Source organism: Neobacillus sp. (assembly GCF_031988165.1).
GTDB lineage: Bacteria > Bacillota > Bacilli > Bacillales > Cytobacillaceae > Neobacillus > Neobacillus rhizosphaerae.
The window spans coordinates 86763-105613 of the sequence record NZ_DALZYO010000005.1 but is presented as its reverse complement, the minus strand read 5'-3'; the positions used below and the strand labels follow the sequence as shown (position 1 = coordinate 105613).

Annotated in this window: 20 protein-coding genes; 5 read left to right on the top strand and 15 right to left on the bottom strand. The window is 38.5% G+C overall.

The features are described from left to right. Positions 1-49 precede the first annotated feature (49 nt). Both RTR43_RS04440 and RTR43_RS04435 read left to right on the top strand, forming a co-directional pair. A complete protein-coding gene (locus RTR43_RS04440; protein ID WP_312469963.1) occupies positions 50-697 on the top strand; it encodes an acetoin utilization AcuB family protein in 648 nt (215 codons plus the stop codon). Beyond that, positions 694-1857: an acetoin utilization protein AcuC gene (locus RTR43_RS04435; protein WP_312469961.1), complete on the top strand. Its 1164-nt coding sequence runs from the start codon at positions 694-696 to the stop codon at positions 1855-1857. The genes RTR43_RS04440 and RTR43_RS04435 overlap by 4 nt, the downstream gene beginning before the upstream one ends. Before the next feature lie 90 nt (positions 1858-1947). On the opposite strand, the gene ccpA is transcribed toward RTR43_RS04435, so the two are convergent. From ccpA to RTR43_RS04410, 5 genes are all read right to left on the bottom strand, one after another. Beyond that, positions 1948-2946 carry a catabolite control protein A gene (ccpA, locus tag RTR43_RS04430; protein ID WP_312469959.1) on the bottom strand — a complete coding sequence of 333 codons (999 nt, stop codon included), beginning with the start codon at positions 2944-2946 and terminating at the stop codon, positions 1948-1950. A 231-nt stretch (positions 2947-3177) separates the two neighbouring features. Further along, the gene (locus tag RTR43_RS04425) at positions 3178-4254 is read right to left on the bottom strand and encodes a bifunctional 3-deoxy-7-phosphoheptulonate synthase/chorismate mutase (RefSeq protein WP_312470028.1); all 1077 of its coding nucleotides are present in this window, start codon (positions 4252-4254) and stop codon (positions 3178-3180) included. A gap of 285 nt (positions 4255-4539) precedes the next feature. Beyond that, positions 4540-4872 carry a bacillithiol system redox-active protein YtxJ gene (ytxJ, locus tag RTR43_RS04420; protein WP_312469958.1) on the bottom strand — a complete coding sequence of 111 codons (333 nt, stop codon included), beginning with the start codon at positions 4870-4872 and terminating at the stop codon, positions 4540-4542. Positions 4873-4958: 86 nt separating this feature from the next. Beyond that, positions 4959-5453, bottom strand: coding sequence for a YtxH domain-containing protein (locus RTR43_RS04415; protein ID WP_312469957.1), 495 nt, complete (start codon positions 5451-5453; stop codon positions 4959-4961). Positions 5454-5477: 24 nt separating this feature from the next. Continuing rightward, the gene (locus tag RTR43_RS04410; RefSeq protein WP_312469956.1) at positions 5478-5939 is read right to left on the bottom strand and encodes a DUF948 domain-containing protein; all 462 of its coding nucleotides are present in this window, start codon (positions 5937-5939) and stop codon (positions 5478-5480) included. A 224-nt stretch (positions 5940-6163) separates the two neighbouring features. Here RTR43_RS04410 and RTR43_RS04405 point away from each other — a divergent pair, with 224 nt between their 5' ends. After that, positions 6164-7279: an aminopeptidase gene (locus RTR43_RS04405; RefSeq protein ID WP_312469955.1), complete on the top strand. Its 1116-nt coding sequence runs from the start codon at positions 6164-6166 to the stop codon at positions 7277-7279. 38 nt (positions 7280-7317) lie between these two features. Here RTR43_RS04405 and murC read toward each other — a convergent pair whose 3' ends face one another. From murC to RTR43_RS04370, 7 genes are all read right to left on the bottom strand, one after another. Further along, positions 7318-8616: a UDP-N-acetylmuramate--L-alanine ligase gene (gene murC / locus RTR43_RS04400; protein WP_312469954.1), complete on the bottom strand. Its 1299-nt coding sequence runs from the start codon at positions 8614-8616 to the stop codon at positions 7318-7320. Between the two features lie 239 nt (positions 8617-8855). Beyond that, positions 8856-10943 carry a DNA translocase FtsK gene (locus RTR43_RS04395; protein WP_483870152.1) on the bottom strand — a complete coding sequence of 696 codons (2088 nt, stop codon included), beginning with the start codon at positions 10941-10943 and terminating at the stop codon, positions 8856-8858. Between the two features lie 471 nt (positions 10944-11414). Next, entirely contained in the window at positions 11415-12209 is a 795-nt protein-coding gene (locus RTR43_RS04390; protein ID WP_312469950.1) for a DUF1444 domain-containing protein, read from the bottom strand. 86 nt (positions 12210-12295) lie between these two features. Continuing rightward, positions 12296-12610, bottom strand: coding sequence for a thioredoxin family protein (locus tag RTR43_RS04385; RefSeq protein ID WP_312469948.1), 315 nt, complete (start codon positions 12608-12610; stop codon positions 12296-12298). 303 nt (positions 12611-12913) lie between these two features. Next, positions 12914-13066 (bottom strand): hypothetical protein, encoded by a 153-nt coding sequence (locus RTR43_RS04380; RefSeq protein ID WP_312469947.1) that lies wholly within the window; start codon positions 13064-13066, stop codon positions 12914-12916. Between the two features lie 466 nt (positions 13067-13532). Further along, a complete protein-coding gene (locus RTR43_RS04375; protein WP_312470027.1) occupies positions 13533-14045 on the bottom strand; it encodes a DUF84 family protein in 513 nt (170 codons plus the stop codon). A 57-nt stretch (positions 14046-14102) separates the two neighbouring features. Next, positions 14103-15176, bottom strand: coding sequence for a M42 family metallopeptidase (locus RTR43_RS04370; protein WP_312469946.1), 1074 nt, complete (start codon positions 15174-15176; stop codon positions 14103-14105). A 185-nt stretch (positions 15177-15361) separates the two neighbouring features. Between RTR43_RS04370 and RTR43_RS04365 the strand changes: the two genes are divergently transcribed. After that, positions 15362-15691 (top strand): PepSY domain-containing protein, encoded by a 330-nt coding sequence (locus RTR43_RS04365; RefSeq protein ID WP_312469944.1) that lies wholly within the window; start codon positions 15362-15364, stop codon positions 15689-15691. 71 nt (positions 15692-15762) lie between these two features. Here RTR43_RS04365 and RTR43_RS04360 read toward each other — a convergent pair whose 3' ends face one another. Then, positions 15763-16602 (bottom strand): YtnP family quorum-quenching lactonase, encoded by an 840-nt coding sequence (locus tag RTR43_RS04360; RefSeq protein WP_312470026.1) that lies wholly within the window; start codon positions 16600-16602, stop codon positions 15763-15765. 143 nt (positions 16603-16745) lie between these two features. Further along, positions 16746-17387 carry a tRNA (guanosine(46)-N7)-methyltransferase TrmB gene (trmB, locus tag RTR43_RS04355; protein ID WP_312469943.1) on the bottom strand — a complete coding sequence of 214 codons (642 nt, stop codon included), beginning with the start codon at positions 17385-17387 and terminating at the stop codon, positions 16746-16748. 170 nt (positions 17388-17557) lie between these two features. Between trmB and RTR43_RS04350 the strand changes: the two genes are divergently transcribed. Further along, positions 17558-17836, top strand: a complete 279-nt coding sequence (locus tag RTR43_RS04350; protein WP_312469942.1) for a YtzH-like family protein — start codon at positions 17558-17560, stop codon at positions 17834-17836. On the opposite strand, the gene RTR43_RS04345 is transcribed toward RTR43_RS04350, so the two are convergent. Continuing rightward, entirely contained in the window at positions 17837-18610 is a 774-nt protein-coding gene (locus RTR43_RS04345; RefSeq protein WP_312469940.1) for a phosphotransferase, read from the bottom strand. Positions 18611-18851: the final 241 nt, after the last annotated feature.

The following is an 18851-nucleotide window of genomic DNA, read 5'->3' as shown; positions in this document are numbered from 1 at the left end:
GGGCTTAAGCTAGATACCAAATTCTATTAGATTTTAGGGGGTTTTCCTAATGATTGTAGAAGAAATTATGAAAACAAATGTGGTAACCTTATATCCTACTAACTCCATTGCTGATGCCATTCATGTGATGGAAACCAATAATATTCGCCATATTCCCATCGTTAATGAGGAAAATAATTTAGTTGGTCTTATAACCATTTCCAGATTAAAAGAGGCACTACCTTCAACTTTTCGGACGAATGAAAATCCGGACGATTTGAAAAAAACACTTGAAATGATTATGGAGCGAAATGTCATCACTGGACATCCACTTGATTTTGTTGAAGAGGTTGCTGCAATATTTTATGAACATAAAATAAGTGCTCTTCCCATTATTAAGGATCGGAAATTAGTTGGAATTTTAACGGAGACAGATATACTGCGAACTATGGTTGAGTTAACAGGGGCCCATCAGCCGGGATCGCAAATTGAACTACGGGTCCCTAATATCTCTGGTGTTCTCAGCGATATTGCGGAAATTATTCGCAAAAGAAAGGCAAATATACTTAGTGTACTAGTATACCCCGATAGACAGGATGAGCAATATAAAATACTCGTTATCAGGGTGCAGTTGATGAATCCAACTGGATTAATTCAAGAACTTAAAGAGGCAGGCCATCAGGTCTTATGGCCAAATCTACCGGAGATTTCTCTATGAAAGACCGAGTAGCCTTTATTTATTCAGAAGAACAGCTGAATTATAAATTCAGCAGTCATCATCCCTTCAATCAATTCCGGCTTAAACTAACTGTAGACTTATTAACTAGGATTCAAGGATTAGATGCTGAACATATTATCCCGCCGAGAATGGCAACTGAAGAAGAGCTTGCTCTCATTCATGATCCAAGCTATATTGATGCAGTTAAAAAAGCAGGTCATGGTCAACTTCCAAAAGAAATCGCAGAGAACTATGGATTGGGTACTGAAGATACTCCTGTATTTCCGAATATGCATGAGGCGAGCTCCTTATTAGTTGGCGGCACATTAACAGCTGTCGATCAAGTGATGACAGGCAAGGCCCTGCACGCACTTAATCTTGGCGGAGGCTTGCATCATGGTTTTCGCGGAAAAGCATCAGGATTTTGCATTTACAATGATAGTTCAGTAGCAATTAAATATCTTCAAGAAAAATACAATGCCCGTGTTTTATACGTGGATACAGATGCGCACCATGGTGACGGCGTTCAATGGTCCTTTTATGATGATCCTAACGTGTGTACCCTGTCGATTCATGAGACAGGAAGGTATTTATTTCCTGGAACAGGAAACCTCAACGAGAGAGGCCAGGGATTAGGTTACGGCTATTCCTTCAACATTCCGGTTGATGCCTTTACTGAAGATGAATCCTGGCTGCAAGCCTACACTCAAGCCCTTAAAGAAGTGGCGGAATTTTTTAAACCGGATGTGATTTTGACACAAAATGGGGCAGACTCACATTATTATGACCCCTTAACACATTTATCTGCAACGATGAAAATTTACCGGGAGATTCCGAAGCTTGCTCATGAAATTGCGCATAAGTATTGCGGGGGTAAATGGATTGCTGTAGGCGGTGGCGGTTATGATATATGGAGAGTGGTTCCAAGGGCCTGGGCCCATATTTGGTTAGAAATGTCAGAAAACTCAAATTGTTATGGCAGTTTACCGGCTGATTGGATAGCATATTGGCAAAAGGACTCGCCTGTGGTATTGCCAAAGGAATGGGACGACCCTGAGAACTTATATACCCCGATTCCAAGAAAAGCGGAAATTACAGAAAAGAATTTAATTACGCTTGAAAAAGCATTGTATCCAATTCGAAATCAGCAAAAAAATTAATCAAATTACTTCAAAAAGGGCCACCAATAATTTGGCAGCCCTTTTCATTGTCTAAATTGGAGCTCAAAGAGTCTCCCTTGCTCTTCTCATTTATTTCGTGGATTGACGGTGTTCAATCCGGTGTGGAAGAACAACCGTGTGTTCACTTATTTGTTCTTTATTCATTAATTTTGTTAGTAGCCTCATCGCAACGGCACCAATATCATATAACGGCTGAACGACAGTTGTCAGCTGTGGTCGTACCATCAGAGACAGCCTTGTATTATCTGAAGTGATAACCTCAAAATCGGTAGGAATTTTATAGCCTTTGTCCTCTGCGCCATGAACCACTCCTAGGGCCATCTCATCAGCTCCAACTAAAATAGCCGTTGGTCTCTCAGCAGCATCTAGCAATTTTTCAATCGCTTCAATCCCTGAGTCATACGTATAGTCACCTTCAACAACAAGATCTTCATTATATGGTAGACCTGATTCTTGAAGAGCTCTTTGATACCCTTTGAGTTTTTTCTGGGCATTTTTTGGCTCGTGAAGAGGCCCGACAACAAAGGCGATATGCTTATGACCTTTTTCAATGAATTCCTTAACAGAATCAAAAACAGCTTTTTCGTAATCAATATTCACTGAAGGAATTTTTTCTGACTCTTCAATAGAGCCCGCAAGAACAATCGGCACAGGTGATTTTTTAAATTCCTCCACGTGATCAGCGGAAATATTTCCTCCCATGAAGACAATCCCGTCCACTTGTTTGCCAAGCATCGTGTTTAGCAAATGTAATTCCTTCTCTTTATTTTGATCGGAATTGCTTAAAATGATATTGTACTTATACATTGTGGCAATATCTTCAATTCCCCGGGCTAATTCAGCAAAAAAGATATTCGAGATATCCGGAATGATGACGCCGACGGTTGTTGTTTTTTTACTTGCCAATCCTCTTGCAACAGCATTTGGGCGATAGCCTAATCTGTCAATGACTTCTAAAACCTTTTTGCGGGTAACGGGCTTTACATTTGGGTTCCCATTGACTACACGGGAAACGGTTGCCATCGAAACATTGGCTTCTCTGGCAACATCATAAATAGTTATATTCACTAATAACACTCTCCTAAAACGTTCAATGTTTTCTTTATTTTACATCATCTAATTTAAATCTAGTCATTGTGATGAAATATACAATCATATTTATGTACTTAATGATACGACAAGATGAGTAAAGCCGCAATTACATGTGTCAACATTTTTCGCTAATTTTCTAAAAAATATCAAAAAAACCTCCTGCATGGATGCTGCAGAAGATTTTTTAATGAAGATTCCCATTAATAATTAATTCCTGACAAAGTTTGATGCGAGTAATTCATTATAGAAATTGTCAAATTGGTTAAGGTCCATTTGCTGCTGGGCATCGGAAAGGGCAACAGCAGGATCCGGATGAACCTCCGCCATCACTCCATCTGCTCCAATTGCAATGGCGGCTTTTGCACATGGAAGGAGTAAATCTCTTCTGCCCGTAGAATGAGTAACGTCCACGAATACTGGTAAATGTGTTTCTTGTTTTAAAATTGGCACTGCCGAAATATCAAGTGTATTTCTTGTTGCCCGCTCGTACGTTCTAATTCCACGTTCACAAAGTATGATTTGTCCATTTCCTTGTGCCATAATATACTCAGCAGCATTAATAAATTCCTCGATTGTTGCTGCAATTCCTCTTTTTAACAAAACAGGCTTATTGACTGCACCAGCAGCTTTTAGTAATTCAAAGTTTTGCATATTCCGTGCCCCAATTTGAATAACGTCAATATAATCAACCGCCATTTCAATATCAGCAGGATTGACAATTTCACTAATAACGGCCATATCGAATTCGTCTGCTACTCGTTTGAGAATTTTTAATCCTTCTACCCCAAGACCTTGGAAATCATAAGGAGAAGTTCTTGGTTTGTATGCCCCTCCACGTAGTAGCTTTAAGCCTTTTTCTTTCATTGTTTTTGCTACAGTTGCTACTTGCTCATATGACTCAACTGCGCACGGTCCGAAAACGAAATGCGTTTTTCCATCACCAATATTTTCACCTTTTAACGTAACAATGGTATTTTCTGGCTTTTTCTTTCTAGAGACAAGTAATGCCTTACTGTGGTCATCCTTTTGCAAATCAAGGCCTGCTTTAAAAATTTCCTTAAAAATATGATCGATGGTTGAATTTTCGAACGGACCATCGTTATGCTCCTTGATTACCTCAAGCATTTTTCTTTCACGGACTGGATCGTAACGATAAACTCCTTGATTTCCTTTTACCTGTCCAATCTCTTGGACGAGCTCAGCTCTTTCATTAATTAGCCTAAGTAGCTCCAAGTTAAGTTCATCGACACGCGCCCGCAATTGATCCAAATCATTTTTGCCCATCATTCGTCCCCATCCTTTCAGATGCAAATCAGTCTTATACAAAAGTTTGTTTATCCAAGCATAAGTAACTGGCTTACAAGCAAAAAATTTAAAATTTTATAATTTTTTAAATTAGGCTTTATTATAGCGGAAATATATTTCTTTGTCATCTCTTTTTTCTTTAACGATTAAACGCTTTTATGTGTTAAAGCGCATTAGATTTTATTTTATTAAAATATGTTCAAAACAACTATGATGTGCTACCTTTGCAGAAATTTATTAACTATGCCGATAAATACAACAACCTTATTTGTTTTCAGTCCTTGAATTGACCAAAGAACGATTCGTTATTTTCCAGTGTGAGGCGCTCCATAATGCTTTTCCGTTAGAAAAAAGAATCGCTTGCGGGGTTTCATGCTTAATCTGAAATTTCTCCGCTATTTCGTTAGACAACGGGCGTGATTCCTGAACAGCTAAATAAAATGTTGGAATATCCTGATGTTCATCTGCATATTTTTCATATTCTTTGTACGCCGCGTGACTAATTGGACAGGTTAAACTATGTTTTAAAAGATAAAATTTACTTTCTTTTTCTAATAGTTCATCGAATTGTTCAATGGAATCAATTTTCTTAAGCATACTAACAACCTCCATAAATAAACGGTGAAGTAATTTTATCACTTCACCGTTTGTATCACAAATAAACTGTTTTACTTGATAAAACATTAAAGTTTTACTTTGCTCTCTTCCTCGTCAAAAGCTTTTTGAGCTTCCTCCAACTTTTTTCTAATCGAAGTGCTATCTATTGTTCCGATGGCGATGGTTTTTTTGGAAGTTTTCTTTTCTTTTGGGTCAGAGATCGGAATATAAGTAATTTCCGATTCTTCATCGACAACATCTTGAGTGTTTTTTTTTCCTTTTACTTTATTTAATAGTTCAGAGGATTGCTGGACAAGCCCTTGAGAAAGAGAAGTAGTTTTAGATACCAATCCATTGCTTTTGTTCATCACATTTTCCCGCAATAAAACTGATTTATCCTTGATGGTCCCTGCTTGATTGGTTAAACTAGTTCGAAGCTCTTTGCCAGACTTAGGAGCCAAAAGCAGTGCAGCCGCCGCCCCAATCACTCCTCCAATTATTGCTCCTAGTAAAAAACTATTAGAAGATTCTTCTGTCCGAGTTTGATTCGTTTCACGTGATTCATATTCTCGATTGGACATAAATTTATATACCTCCTTAAATTTCTAATGAGATCTAACCTTCTTACCCTTGTCTGAGCCTATTTTGTTTTTTGCTTGCTTTCTGGCCTGCCAGTTATCCTTAAGTTCAAGCAAGACATTACTCCATTGAACGATTTGCGAGATTTTCTCTTTATTTTCATCAACTTGCTTATCAACTGAACCCGTTATGTTCTTAAGAGTATCATTAAATTTAGTGACTGTTGTTCCAACGTCCTTTACCGCATCCACCACACTATTTAAACTTTCGGATTTATGCTGAATATCTTCAGCAAGTGCATTTGTTTTTTGTAAAAGCTGCGTCGTTTCACTTGTCACACCCTCCAGTTGTTTTTCCAATCCTGTTAACGTTTTCGAAACACTTGTAAGTGTACCTTGAAGTGATTTAAGTGTAGTCGACAAGTAAATGACAAGCACTAAAAACGCAATTGCTATCAAGGCTACGCTTAAGTATAAAATAATTTGCATCGTGCACCTCCGCCTTAATCCTATCATTATGTATTACCCATCCAAGATGGATATAAACCTTGCTAATAATCTTATACTAGTTCCATATCTTTGTCTTGTTTTCCTGCCATTTGTTTAAAAAATTTCACCTTGAATTTGTTGTACAAGTATTATTTTTCTACATTAAAGCTACATTCGGGTACAATAAGAGAGTTATTACTTATTTTAAGTTGGAGGCGTTACTTTTGAAAGATCCTCGTATTGAAAAACTAGCGAATAATTTAATTAACTATTCTGTACAGCTCCAAAAGGGTGAAAAAGTATTAATTGAAAACTTTGGTCTGCAGCGTGAACTCGTAACCGCACTTGTGAAGGAAGCCTACGCGGCAGGTGGTTATCCATTTGTATTACTAAAGGACCAACAAGTTGACCGCTCTCTATTATTAGGTGCACAGGAAGAGCAGTTTAACATGATAGCGGAGTTTGAAGCAAATGTGATGAGCAAAATGGATGCATACATAGGGCTTCGTTCTGGTGATAACATCAATGAACAGGCCGACGTCCCAGCTGATAAAATGAAAATCCACGGAAATACGATTGGCAAAAAGGTTCATAGCAATATCCGTGTTCCTAAAACAAAATGGGTGGTTCTCCGGTATCCTACTTCATCCATGGCTCAGTTAGCAAAAATGAGCACAGAAGCATTTGAAAACTTTTATTTTGAAGTATGTAACTTGGATTATGGAAAAATGGATAAAGCCATGGATAGTCTTAAGGACCTCATGGACCGGACAGATAAGGTTCGCCTTACTGGACCTGGAACCGACCTTACCTTCTCGATTAAGGATATTCCTGCAATTAAGTGTGCCGGAAGATTAAATATTCCTGATGGAGAAGTTTATACGGCTCCCGTTCGTGACTCCATCAATGGGGTTATTACCTATAATACCCCTTCCCCATACCAAGGCTTTACATTTGAAAATGTGAAGCTGACCTTTAAAGAGGGAAAAATTGTTGAAGCCGAGTCTAACGATACCAGCCGCATTAATAAAATCTTTGATACAGATGAAGGAGCACGTTACGTTGGCGAGTTTGCGATTGGGGTAAATCCGTTTATCCTCAATCCAATGCAGGACATTTTGTTTGATGAAAAAATCGCAGGCAGCTTCCACTTTACTCCAGGACAATGCTATGATGATGCCTTTAATGGTAATCATTCAAATATCCATTGGGATATGGTGAATATCCAACGCCCTGAATACGGTGGCGGAGAGATCTATTTTGATGATGTGTTAATCCGTAAAGATGGACTGTTCGTCATTCCAGAATTAGCAGGATTGAATCCTGAAAACTTAAAATAACAGTAAAAGGATGCCGGCATGTCGGCATCCTTTTTAATTTAAGATAATTGTTTTTCGTAAGATTCCTGAAACTTCTGGATGTCGCCAGCGCCCATAAAAATAATAACACTGTTGGTATGTTCATTTAAGACAGAAGTAATTTCTTCAGTAATAATTTCAGACTCATCTATTTTATCTTGTAAGTCCTTGATTGTCAGCTTTCCCTGATTTTCCCGTGCCGAGCCAAAAATCTCACATAAATACGTTTTATCTGCAAGGCGTAAGCTTTCGGCAAAATCCTCTAAAAAGGCTTGGGTACGCGTAAAGGTATGCGGCTGGAATACAGCGACAATCTTATGATCAGGGTATTTTTGTTTTGCTGCCTGAATGGTTGCTTTAATTTCTGTAGGATGATGAGCATAATCATCAATTAATATTTGTGTGCCCATTCTTTTTTCAGAGAATCTTCTTTTCACACCTTGGAACGTGGTTAGCTGTTCCTTAACGACATCAACATTTATTTCTTCATAATGACACAATCCGATTACAGCAAGTGCATTTAAGACACTATGGTCGCCGAAGGTCGGAATGGAGAAGGTATCATAGAATGTATTACGAATAAAAACATCAAAGCTTGTTCCATTTGTCGATTTGACTAGATTTTTGGCCTGATAGTCATTTTCTTCGTCAAATCCGTAAAACAAAACAGGAACCTTTGCTTGGATTTTTTGCAGATGTTCATCATCGCCATAGGCAAATATACCTTTTTTTACCTGTATCGCCATTTCTTGAAAGGCTAAAAAAACATCTTCAATGTTGGCAAAATAATCAGGGTGATCAAAATCAATATTTGTCATGATAGCATAGTCTGGAAAGTACGATAAGAAGTGTCTTCTATATTCACAGGCTTCGAATACAAAATATTCTGCACCTTCTTCCCCCTTTCCAGTACCATCACCAATTAAAAATGAAGTAGGTCTAGCACCCGCAATTACATGTGCAAGCAGTCCTGTAGTAGACGTTTTACCGTGTGCACCTGTAATCGCTACACTTGTAAAGTTCTGCATAAAATCGCCTAAAAAGCGATGGTAACGTACAATAGGAAGTCCGAGCTTCATCGCCTCTTGAATTTCCTCGTGAGTATCAGGAAATGCATTTCCTGCAATAATTGTCATTCCTGGCTTGATATTTTCCTTTTGAAAGGGAAGGATCGTAATCCCTGATTGTTCAAGGGCATCCTGAGTAAAAAAGTGCTTTTCGACATCAGAGCCCTGCACCTGAAATTTCATATCATGTAGAACTTGTGCGAGCGCACTCATTCCAGACCCCTTTATACCTACAAAATGGTAAATAGTCATAGAAAGAACCTCCAACGAACGTAATACTGTAAAACAGTATATGACATCTGTTTTTATTTGCTAATTGCTGAGAAACTCAGAAACATTATAGATATTTTTTTAACTTAAAGAAAATCATTTAATTATTATACCATTGTTCGTTTATAAAAACTATTTGTGACCATTTCACTTTGAATCCACTCTGGTCATTTTATTATTTGTCCTTGTCTCCAAAGAATACAAAAGATTATTGAATTGTACTAGTCTTGAATAGCCTCTAAATCAGCCTCAGTTATTAATACATCACGTGGCTTGCTACCATTAGCTCCTGTAATATAACCGTTTTGCTCAAGCATATCCATTAATCTTGCTGCCCGGTTATAGCCAATTTTAAAGCGCCTTTGCAGACTTGAAGTGGAAGCACCACCTTGCTCAATAATAAATTCACAGGCCTCGTAAAAAAGTTCATCTTCGTCTTCCGTTACTTGTGCCTTTTTTAACAGCTCTTCTTGCTCAAACAAGTATTCAGGCTCCCGCTGCTCCCTCACATGGGCAACAACAAGATCAATTTCTTCATCAGATACAAATGTTCCTTGCAAGCGGACAGGCTTTGAGGAGCCATTTTCTAAAAATAGCATATCGCCGCGGCCAAGTAATTTTTCAGCACCACTTATATCAATAATTGTACGCGAATCAACCTGAGATGAAACGGAGAAAGCAATCCTTGTTGGTATATTTGCCTTAATTAATCCAGTGATAACATCCACAGAAGGTCTCTGTGTCGCAACAATTAGATGGATGCCGCAAGCTCTTGCTTTTTGGGCAATCCTACATATCGCCTCTTCTACATCTGCCGGTGACATCATCATTAAATCGGCTAATTCGTCAATTACGATAACAATAAACGGTAGCTTATCTGAATAGCGCTTATGCTGCATGGCTAGTTCATTAAATCGGTTGATATCACGAACACCCGTATGAGCAAAAAGTTCGTAGCGCCGTTCCATTTCATCGACAGCCCATTTTAACGCGGCAGTTGCTGCCTTCACATCTGTGATAACCGGGCTAACTAAGTGTGGAATTCGATTATATGGTGCTAACTCCACCATTTTTGGATCAATCAGTAAAAGCTTTAAATCTTCCGGGCTTGCTTTAAATAGCAGGCTAACTAAAATCGTGTTAATGCACACACTTTTTCCCGAACCTGTCGCCCCGGCAATTAATCCGTGCGGCATTTTCTTTAAGTCAGTTACAATCGGCTTTCCGGCAATATCAAGGCCAAGTACCGCCGTTAATGGAGAAGATGCTTCTTCAAAAACATTGGTCTGGATAATTTCATTAATGAGTACAGGCCTTGACTTTTGATTCGGAACCTCAATACCAATCGTATGTTTTCCTGGGATAGGTGCTTCAATCCGAATATCTCTTGCAGCAAGGCTTAATTTAATATCGTCACTTAAGTTGGTAATTTTGTTTACTTTAACTCCTGGTTCCGGCTGTACCTCAAAGCGGGTAACGGACGGACCTTGGGTCACGTTGACAACACTTGCCCCAACATTAAAGTTTTGTAGTGTAAGGTTTAAAAGTTCCTCTTGTTCTAATAACCATTTGGTATCCCTTACCTCAGTTACCGGCGGGCTTAACAAACTAGATTTTGGGAGTTCGAATAATCCATCATCCATCTTATGCGGGATTTCCTCCACTATGTCAGGAACTTGCTCATTAATCCGATTAACCTTCTCGAAAGGTTTGGTTTCGGTTGGAACCATTTGCTGATGTTCTAGTTCTTTTCTTCGTTTTCTTTCTTCCCAATTTTGTTTATCCTGCTTTAACATCATTACATTGAAAGGCAAATGGGATCGTTTTGGTGCTGATGGTTCTGGATCTGGTTCACGTTCAGGTTCAGGTTCTCGTTCTGATTCACGTTCTAGTTCTCGTTCTAGTTCTCGTTCTGGTTCAGATTCTGGTTCAGGCTTCCTTTCAAGTTCGATTTCGAGTCCAAGTGCAGCCTCTTCCACTACTTCTTTTTGGCCATAATCTAACTCGTCGGCTCGAGGTCCCTGAATGATTTCAATAGCTTCCTTAGCTACAGTTATAACCTCTTTTGTCTGATTGCTTTCCAGGGAATATTGTTCGTTAACCAGAAACTCATGGACTGCAGTTAAAGTCTCCTCTATCGCAACTAGATGGTCTTGCTGATTATCAGGATTCTCATCTAAAAAATGACTCAATTCATGCTCTACGACTGTGTTCGTCTTTTTCGGCCTGTTAAATCCGAAAACCGGTGAAGGTATTTCGGTTGGCTGAAACGGACCCCGATTTCTTCTTGGGGTTTGTTCTTTTTTCATAATAGGGACTTCATTTTTTACTGGCTGAACTTCCTTTTGTTCTATCTTCCTTCTCTCCTCAGGAAGCTTTTTCGTTCTCTTTTGGAGTCCTATCTCTTCCTTTACTTTTCTAATTACCTGCGGCGAAGGAGAAGGACGAACGCTCCCTTTTGGATATTGATAGGAAATTCTTGTATCTAAATCTTTTAGACTTTCATATTGGTTAACTAGTGGGAAATCATCCGGTTTATGATTATGTAAAATGTATTCGTCGTATTGTTCTTCATCATCTCTTTTGAATTTTTGGAAAAAGTCTTGAATCCAACTCAAAACTATCACTCTTTCTACTTTATCTATCATTCTATTTTAGCAGTAATTATTTTTTTTTCGACATTATTCTTAAGAATGAGTCAAAATATATTCAAATTGGATACATAAGGAAAGTAGTCATGAAAAAAGACCACTCTTTTTTTGTGATCCTTCTCCGAGTTGTTATTTATTTTTCCCCATAATAAAAATCGGCTCTAATTCCCCATCTTCATATAGAAATGACAACGCTGTGATAGGCACATGGCCGTTAGCAAAAAAGCTCATCGCCATTTGGGCAATAACGTCATAGCCTCGGTCATTACGGATATCAGCAATAATTAACACATCCTGATGGGGAACGGCAAGTACCATTGTCCCTGTTAGTCGCTTTTCAATATCATTTAGGAATCCCTTATTTAATATTCGAGTAGCATCATAGCCATCATTGGTGTTTAGAAAATAAAACGTATTCCCTGCAACCTGATCCTCTTTTAACGGGGTAGGAAGAGATCGTGCATTAAATAAGGCAATTTCCTTAATCCTGCTAGGGGACCATCCCTCTTTTTCCATAATACGTTTGTCAATTAAGCGATACGTGTTACCCATGTCATAGGCATAATAAATCTTGGTTTCCGCAGTATGTTCTTCGCTTAAAAATGGGACTCCCTCTTCTGCTTCAGTCGGAAAAGACGTTGAGCGAATGACAGGATATATTTTTCGCTCGTGATCGGTCAATTGGATGGGGTCCTCCATTGCTTGGAGTCCTTCTTCCACGTAGTAAACAATTTCATCGATGGCTTTTTCTTGTTTGACATGCCATTTAGCCACAATTCCAGGCAATGAGATCGTGATTCCCTTACCACTCAATTCACTTTCGATACGAAGCAGATCTTTTTCACGGTCATAAGAAATCACTCTATCTTTTCTAGCCAATCGTTCTTCTAATTCCCGTCGCATTTTCTTGCTATCCATTTTCATATTAAACCCACCATTTCTAGGAGCTGTAAATCCTATTGTACATTAAAAAACCCCCATCTCAAAGAAGATAGAGGGTTTCATCCATTTTATTTTAAACCTGAAATAAATCCTTCGATTTCCTCTTGCGTTTTGCGGTCTTTACTTACAAAACGGCCAAGCTCTTTTCCGCTTTCATACGCGATAAAGCTTGGAATTCCATATACGTCCACCTGTTGGCATAAATCAATAAATTGATCACGGTCAACATGTATAAAAGTAAATTCATTAAATTTTGCTTCTATTTCTGGCAGCACAGGTTCGATAAAGCGGCAATCCCCGCACCAGTTCGCTGAAAACATAAAGATTGTTTTTTCTCCGTCACGAAGTTGGGCAAATTGCTCCATTGACTCTAAGTTTTTCAAATTCAACGCCTCCGTTTGAATATATGTGTTTTAGGAACTTGCTACTGAAAGCATAACAACCATAATGCTTTTCAGTCCAATAATATGCACCTGATATATTTTCGCAAAAGAATGATCAGATACGATTATTGTGCCCAGAACCAGGCAAACTTTATAAGATTTATTCTTTTTCTGTCCAATTCCAATATTGGAATTTTCCTATTTGTTTCCTTACTTATATTTTTTACAGCATAAAAAATATAGAACTACTAGAAAATGCTATTTTCTATACGAAAAAAAACGAAGGGGGTCTCCCTCTCCGTTTTATTTTTCTGTTTTAACCGAATTGACAATTTCCATCATGTCCTTTGAATCATCATTCAAATTACTTGTTTTTACTTGTGTCGTTATTTTTGCTCCACCGACACCTATGGTTAGTTCATTTAAGTTATCATCCTTCAACTGCTTAATTGTCAAAAAGCCAAGTTTATTATCATGTGTAAATTTTTCGTTCGTATCAAGAGCTTTATACTGGTCAACCGTTGCTTTATAGTTAACATCACTTGAGGTTTCTTCTTGCGGATTAATAAAAAGAATATAGGTGTCAGCACCCTTTTTTAAAATGATATTAGTAGGAGATTCATCTTTTATTTCGTAACTGGCAGGTAAATAAAAATGAATTTTTCCACTTTTTTTATTTGGCTTTTTTTCCTTTTCATTAAATGTTGTCTGTACCGTTTTTATAGTTGTCTTACTTTCTTCTTTAAAGGTTGCTTTGTTACAAGCAGTTAATAAAAGAACCGATAGTAAGAAAATAGTAATGGTTTTGAAGAAATTCAGATTTTCCGCCTCCTAATAACACGAATAAAGTCCTATTTCCATCATACCTGCCAGAATATTCAAATGACAAGACTTTTGTCGATTTTTGCGGTCGAAAAATAAGTTATCTTTCTCGTTGATAGGTAAATTGTCCGACTAGCAGGTTCATTAGATGGGAAAACATTTCCACACGGTTAATTCTTCCATTTGTAAAAATCCCAACTGCCCCTTCATGTTTTCTTACATTTTGCCTTTTGGCGTAGTCATCCATAACCGGGCCGAGCTCTTCGCCTGCTCTAAGTCTTGCTGCTACTTCTTCAGGAAGAAGGAATCTTGCACCACCGGCAATAATCGGCTCCATTTCGTTTGAAGCAAGAGCTCCCCAGTTACAGAGCAGCAAACCGTGGCTCGTTTCTTGTACTCCTCCCTCAAGACCAATCCCAATATCGCCGTTTCCTTGCGTTAAAGCACCTACGGCTCGATTGATCGCTCCCTTAATCGTTTCTTCATCAGAAAACGGCTGTTCGTTTACACCAGATGGAATATCTACCGAGATAAACTCTGCTACTTGGAGAGAAAAACTATTTTTTACAGCATTAATTTTTGCTGGATTTTTTGATCCGATGATAATTTTCATAACGGTAATCTCCTTTTCAACATTAAAAGGAGACATATAATTATGCCCCCTGGAATATTAACTGTTTGATTTGATGGTATCTACCGTTGTTTGGTCACAAGCTTTTACCAATTTTACCACTAGTTCTTTTGCGGCAGCGTAATCATCAACATGGACGATAGAGGCATGTGTATGAATATAGCGTGAACAAATACCGATAACCGCACTTGGAACTCCTTCATTGGATAAATGAACACGCCCTGCATCTGTACCGCCCTGGGAAACAAAATATTGATAGGGGATATTGTGTGTTTCTGCTGTATCAAGAACAAACTCGCGCATACCGCGATGTGTTACCATGGTGCGATCAAGGATACGAAGTAGGGTTCCTTTTCCTAATTGACCAAATTCATTTTTATCTCCACTCATATCATTTGCCGGGCTTGCATCTAACGCAAAAAAGATATCAGGATTAATCATATTAGCCGCAGTTTGAGCGCCGCGCAAACCGACTTCCTCCTGAACCGTTGCTCCGGAATAGAGGATATTTGGTAAAGTCTCGTCTTTTAGTTCCTTGAGCAGTTCAATCGCTAATCCACAGCCGTAACGGTTATCCCAAGCCTTCGCTAAAATCTTTTTTGGATTTGCCATTGGCGTAAATGGGCAAATTGGCAGGATTGCCTGACCAGGTTTGATCCCGATTCTCTCGGCGTTCTCACGGTCATCTGCTCCGATATCAATAAGCATGTTTTTCATTTCCATTGGTTTATTTTTCTTTGATTCGTCTAATAGATGTGGTGGAATCGACCCAACAACACCAATGACCGGACCATTTTTGGTCATCACTTGAACACGCTGGGCTAGAAGAACCTGGCTCCACCATCCACCTAACGTCTGAAACCGAATCATCCCATTATCTGTAATCGAAGTCACCATGAATCCCACTTCATCCATATGCCCCGCCACCATCACGGTTGGTCCAGTACCATTTCCTTTTTTTACACCAAAAATGCTTCCTAGCTGATCTTGGATAATTTCATCAGAGTATGAAGAAAGCTGTTCCCTCATAAATTTTCTTACTAAATGCTCGTTTCCGGGTGCACCGGGCAGCTCTGTTAACGTTTGAAAAAGCTTTAAGGTTTGTTCGTTCATTGTGAAACTCCTTTTGGTCATTTTTTAATTCTACGAATAAATTTTATTTTACAGAAATTTTTGACCGCTTACCAATATTTCATTTCAATATTTGTAATATTACCTTGTTACTTGCAAATACGATATACTGAGAGGAGAATCTTGGATGTAATCTTTTCCAATTAATTTTTTGGAGGTTTTTGCAAATGAACTGGAAGTCGTTTATCCTAGGTGCTGCGGTTGGTATCATTGGGGGATATGCCGCTCACGAAGTCATTACTCAAAAGATAAAAGTCTCACCTGAAAAAGTATTAGAACAGGTAAAAAAGCAATTTAAACAGAATGGACCTATTAGTGGTTCATGGATACATATGGAAGCAGAACCGTATGAAAAATACCAAATCCATTATAAAGTTTACAAGGGAGGCATTTCAAAAAATAACAACGGCTCTAATGAACAGTATGAATTTATTGCCGACGCTCAAACAGGAACCCTCATAGATATATGTCGTTTATCCAATGAAATAGTATCTTGATGAAAGAAAACTCGCCACAATTGAACTGCACCCCCATTTTTGGTGGTCACTTCACAATCGGCGAGTTTTCTTTATCTTAATCGTTTAATACTCTCTGCTATTTGTCCATCTGCTCCCCATTTGACTGCACGGTAAAAGGCGTCATGGTAAAACGTGAACCAGGCGTTTTTTTCAAGTGCATAGGGAATCCACTTTTCTTTTGCTGCAATCGAATCCATTGGGTAATCATCATAGGCCATTACCCAAAGACTATTTTGATGAGCGTGTGTCGCCATCAAATCAGCCATATGAATCGCCATTTCTCCTTCGTCCTCAATGATAAGGATGGAAAGTCCATTACTATGTCCTCCGACATGGACCAACCGAATTGGACCAAGACTCCATGTTCCATCAAACGTTTCAACCTGAGCTTCTATCGCTTCCCAATTTTCTTTCCAATATGTATTTTTCGAACGGATATTAGGGTTGCGCATTTCATCCCATTCGATTTGTGAAGAAATGATTTTTGCATTAGGAAAGACTGATACGTACTCTTCATCCACAAGCTTTGTCAAACCGCAGGCATGGTCAAAATGCAAATGCGTCATTAAGACATAATCAATTTGCTCCACATTTAAGCCTAAGGACTGTAAAGATTCGTCAAGCTCGGATTCTTTCGTTACTCCATAATTCCTTAGTTGTTTCTCTGTTAACTTTCCTTTGCCAATGCCTGCTTCGACTAATATATTTTTCCCATCGATTTGGATCAAAATCGGGTCAGTAGGCAATTCAATTTGGTTCTTTTCATTTGGCGGATATTTCCTTGACCATAGCGCTTTGGGAACGACCCCAAACATAGCACCGCCGTCTAAATTGGTAATACCCCCTGATAACCACGTAAGTGAAACATGTCCAATCTGTAATGTCTCCATCATCCCAACCTCCTTATTCCCCTATTTTACCATTAGCTGATTATTAATAAAGTGAAACTTCCTTCAATCATTGGGGACCTTACTGCCCATTTATGCTGGAGAAAACAAAAAAGGACAGCTCTCTTAAAGAACTGTCTACTTTATTAATTCTGATATTTAACTTCACAACGATAAATACGATTCCCTTTTTCGGAAAATTTCTCTTCATATTCTGTCATGATATTTCCTTCATAGCCACTTTTATGAAAATCAAGACTAAGGTATTTCAATAATAACCCATATTCAGAGAAGCTCATCAGCGAGTATTCAAACAATCCTTGATTGTCCGTTTTAAAATGAATTTCTCCGCCATCGACCATGATATCTTCATAAAGCTTTAAGAAGTCTTTATAGGTTAATCTTCTTTTTTCATGACGGATTTTCGGCCATGGGTCAGAGAAGTTCAAATAAACACGATCTACATCATTTTTCGCAAAATATTTCCCTAAATCAGCAGCATTGACATTTAGAAGCTTTAAATTCGGTAAATCCGCTTCAATTAAACGATCCAAAGCCGCTACGATAACACTATCGTATAATTCAATTCCCATATAGTTTATTTCTGGATTGGCTCGTGCCATTTCCGTTATGAATCGGCCTTTTCCGGTGCCAACTTCAATATGAAGCGGCTGATCCTTTTCAAAAACTTTATGCCAATTACCTTTGCTGTTTTCTGGATTTGCCACAATATATTGTGAGTGTTGCTCTATTTTGTCCTTTGCCCAAGGCTTATTCCTAAGTCTCATTTTAGCACTCCTAGTAAAAATTATAGTTCAAACCATATCACGCTAAATACACGCATGCAAGCTAAATTAAATGGTAATTAAGGAAAGAAGCATATGTATAAACAAGAAAAGAATTCACAACCTAACTGTGAATTCCTTTTTAAATTCCCACTTTGAAAGGATGTGCTTTCATGCCATTAAATCATAATGACCAAGTAACCTTATTAAAAGATATCTTAAACAATCATCAAACAGATTGCTGTGGATCCGTAGCAGAGTGTGAACAATTGGAACGCCTGGTAAAATCACTGATGGTAAACACTCAAGTTGATGAAAATATTAAAAACATTTTGCAGGAGGTCTACCAGTATAGCCAGCACGGAGCGCAAACTGCTGATTTGGATCAGCATATTTTATCCAACCAAAATAATTTATCACAATGGGTAAACAATATGGATCAGTTTTCTTAGCTAGAGGATATCGTTTAAAAACGTTATCCATTTGTTCATTTCTTCCAGGCGATTTTTACTTTTATACCACTGAATCGATGTTAAGGTTTGAAGAGCAACATACCATTTCATTCGTAACCTTAAATGATCGGTAAGCCTTTTTCCGTACATGTTTAGCCAATCTTGCCAGTTTTCTTCTGGAATATACCAATAAAGCAGTAATCCTAAGTCAACGGCCGGGTCGGCAATCATCGCCCCATCCCAATCAATCAAGTACAACTGGTTGTCCTCCGCGAGCAGCCAGTTGTTATGGTTCACATCGCCATGGCAAACGACTTTTTCCTCGCAATAGACATTTACTGCTTCCTTCTTTAAAAAGCTCATCGCCTTTTGCACTTCCGTTAAGGATAACACCTGTTCATCCAACTCATTTACCACCGATTGAAAAAAGGTTTCCGGCAGCAATGGTGAAGTCTCTAACCGACTAAGCATTCCCAGCATCGGCTCTGAACGGTGAATTTTCTTTAATAACCTGGCCACAAGCTCATGGTCCATCTCAAACGGCTTTAGTTCACGGCCTTCTAGCCATTGTTGTGCCGTTATAACATCTCCGTTTTCCAATCGTTTCGTCCAAACAAGCTTTGGGACAATACCCTCTGCTGAAAGAACCGCAAGGAATGGAGAAGAATTCCGCTTTAAAAAAAGCCTTTGATCCTCATAGCTTGCATAAAAGGCCTCTCCCGTTGCGCCCCCAGCAGGGATTATTTCCCATTCTTGTCCTAGTATATGTTCCAAAATTGTTCACCTTCAATTTATGCCGTTCTAATGGACTTAATTACCCATCTTATTCAGTGGGAAAACCTATGCTGCCGAAGGTTTATTTAACCACAATCATATCAACAGCTTTACTTTTTCATAAAGAAAACTCGCCGATTGGCGAGCCCCTAAGGGCGGTTCATAAGGGGTAGTTGCCCTTATGTCCGATAGAAAAGTTATTCTTTCTTATCGGAAAATAAAAAAAAAGCTATTGATACCA

What these genes read in the sequence shown, in the direction of transcription:
- RTR43_RS04435 (WP_312469961.1), top strand. Translation starts at nt 694, where the DNA reads ATGAAAGACCGAGTAGCCTTTATTTATTCAGAAGAACAGCTGAATTAT.
- RTR43_RS04370 (WP_312469946.1), bottom strand. Translation starts at nt 15,176, where the DNA reads ATGAACGAACAAACCTTAAAGCTTTTTCAAACGTTAACAGAGCTGCCC.
- RTR43_RS04375 (WP_312470027.1), bottom strand. Translation starts at nt 14,045, where the DNA reads ATGAAAATTATCATCGGATCAAAAAATCCAGCAAAAATTAATGCTGTA.
- murC (WP_312469954.1), bottom strand. Translation starts at nt 8,616, where the DNA reads ATGACTATTTACCATTTTGTAGGTATAAAGGGGTCTGGAATGAGTGCG.
- trmB (WP_312469943.1), bottom strand. Translation starts at nt 17,387, where the DNA reads ATGAGACTTAGGAATAAGCCTTGGGCAAAGGACAAAATAGAGCAACAC.
- RTR43_RS04390 (WP_312469950.1), bottom strand. Translation starts at nt 12,209, where the DNA reads ATGAAAATGGATAGCAAGAAAATGCGACGGGAATTAGAAGAACGATTG.
- ytxJ (WP_312469958.1), bottom strand. Translation starts at nt 4,872, where the DNA reads ATGCTTAAGAAAATTGATTCCATTGAACAATTCGATGAACTATTAGAA.
- RTR43_RS04415 (WP_312469957.1), bottom strand. Translation starts at nt 5,453, where the DNA reads ATGTCCAATCGAGAATATGAATCACGTGAAACGAATCAAACTCGGACA.
- RTR43_RS04440 (WP_312469963.1), top strand. Translation starts at nt 50, where the DNA reads ATGATTGTAGAAGAAATTATGAAAACAAATGTGGTAACCTTATATCCT.
- RTR43_RS04425 (WP_312470028.1), bottom strand. Translation starts at nt 4,254, where the DNA reads ATGGGCAAAAATGATTTGGATCAATTGCGGGCGCGTGTCGATGAACTT.
- RTR43_RS04360 (WP_312470026.1), bottom strand. Translation starts at nt 16,602, where the DNA reads ATGGAGACATTACAGATTGGACATGTTTCACTTACGTGGTTATCAGGG.
- RTR43_RS04350 (WP_312469942.1), top strand. Translation starts at nt 17,558, where the DNA reads ATGCCATTAAATCATAATGACCAAGTAACCTTATTAAAAGATATCTTA.
- RTR43_RS04395 (WP_483870152.1), bottom strand. Translation starts at nt 10,943, where the DNA reads ATGAAAAAAGAACAAACCCCAAGAAGAAATCGGGGTCCGTTTCAGCCA.
- RTR43_RS04410 (WP_312469956.1), bottom strand. Translation starts at nt 5,939, where the DNA reads ATGCAAATTATTTTATACTTAAGCGTAGCCTTGATAGCAATTGCGTTT.
- RTR43_RS04365 (WP_312469944.1), top strand. Translation starts at nt 15,362, where the DNA reads ATGAACTGGAAGTCGTTTATCCTAGGTGCTGCGGTTGGTATCATTGGG.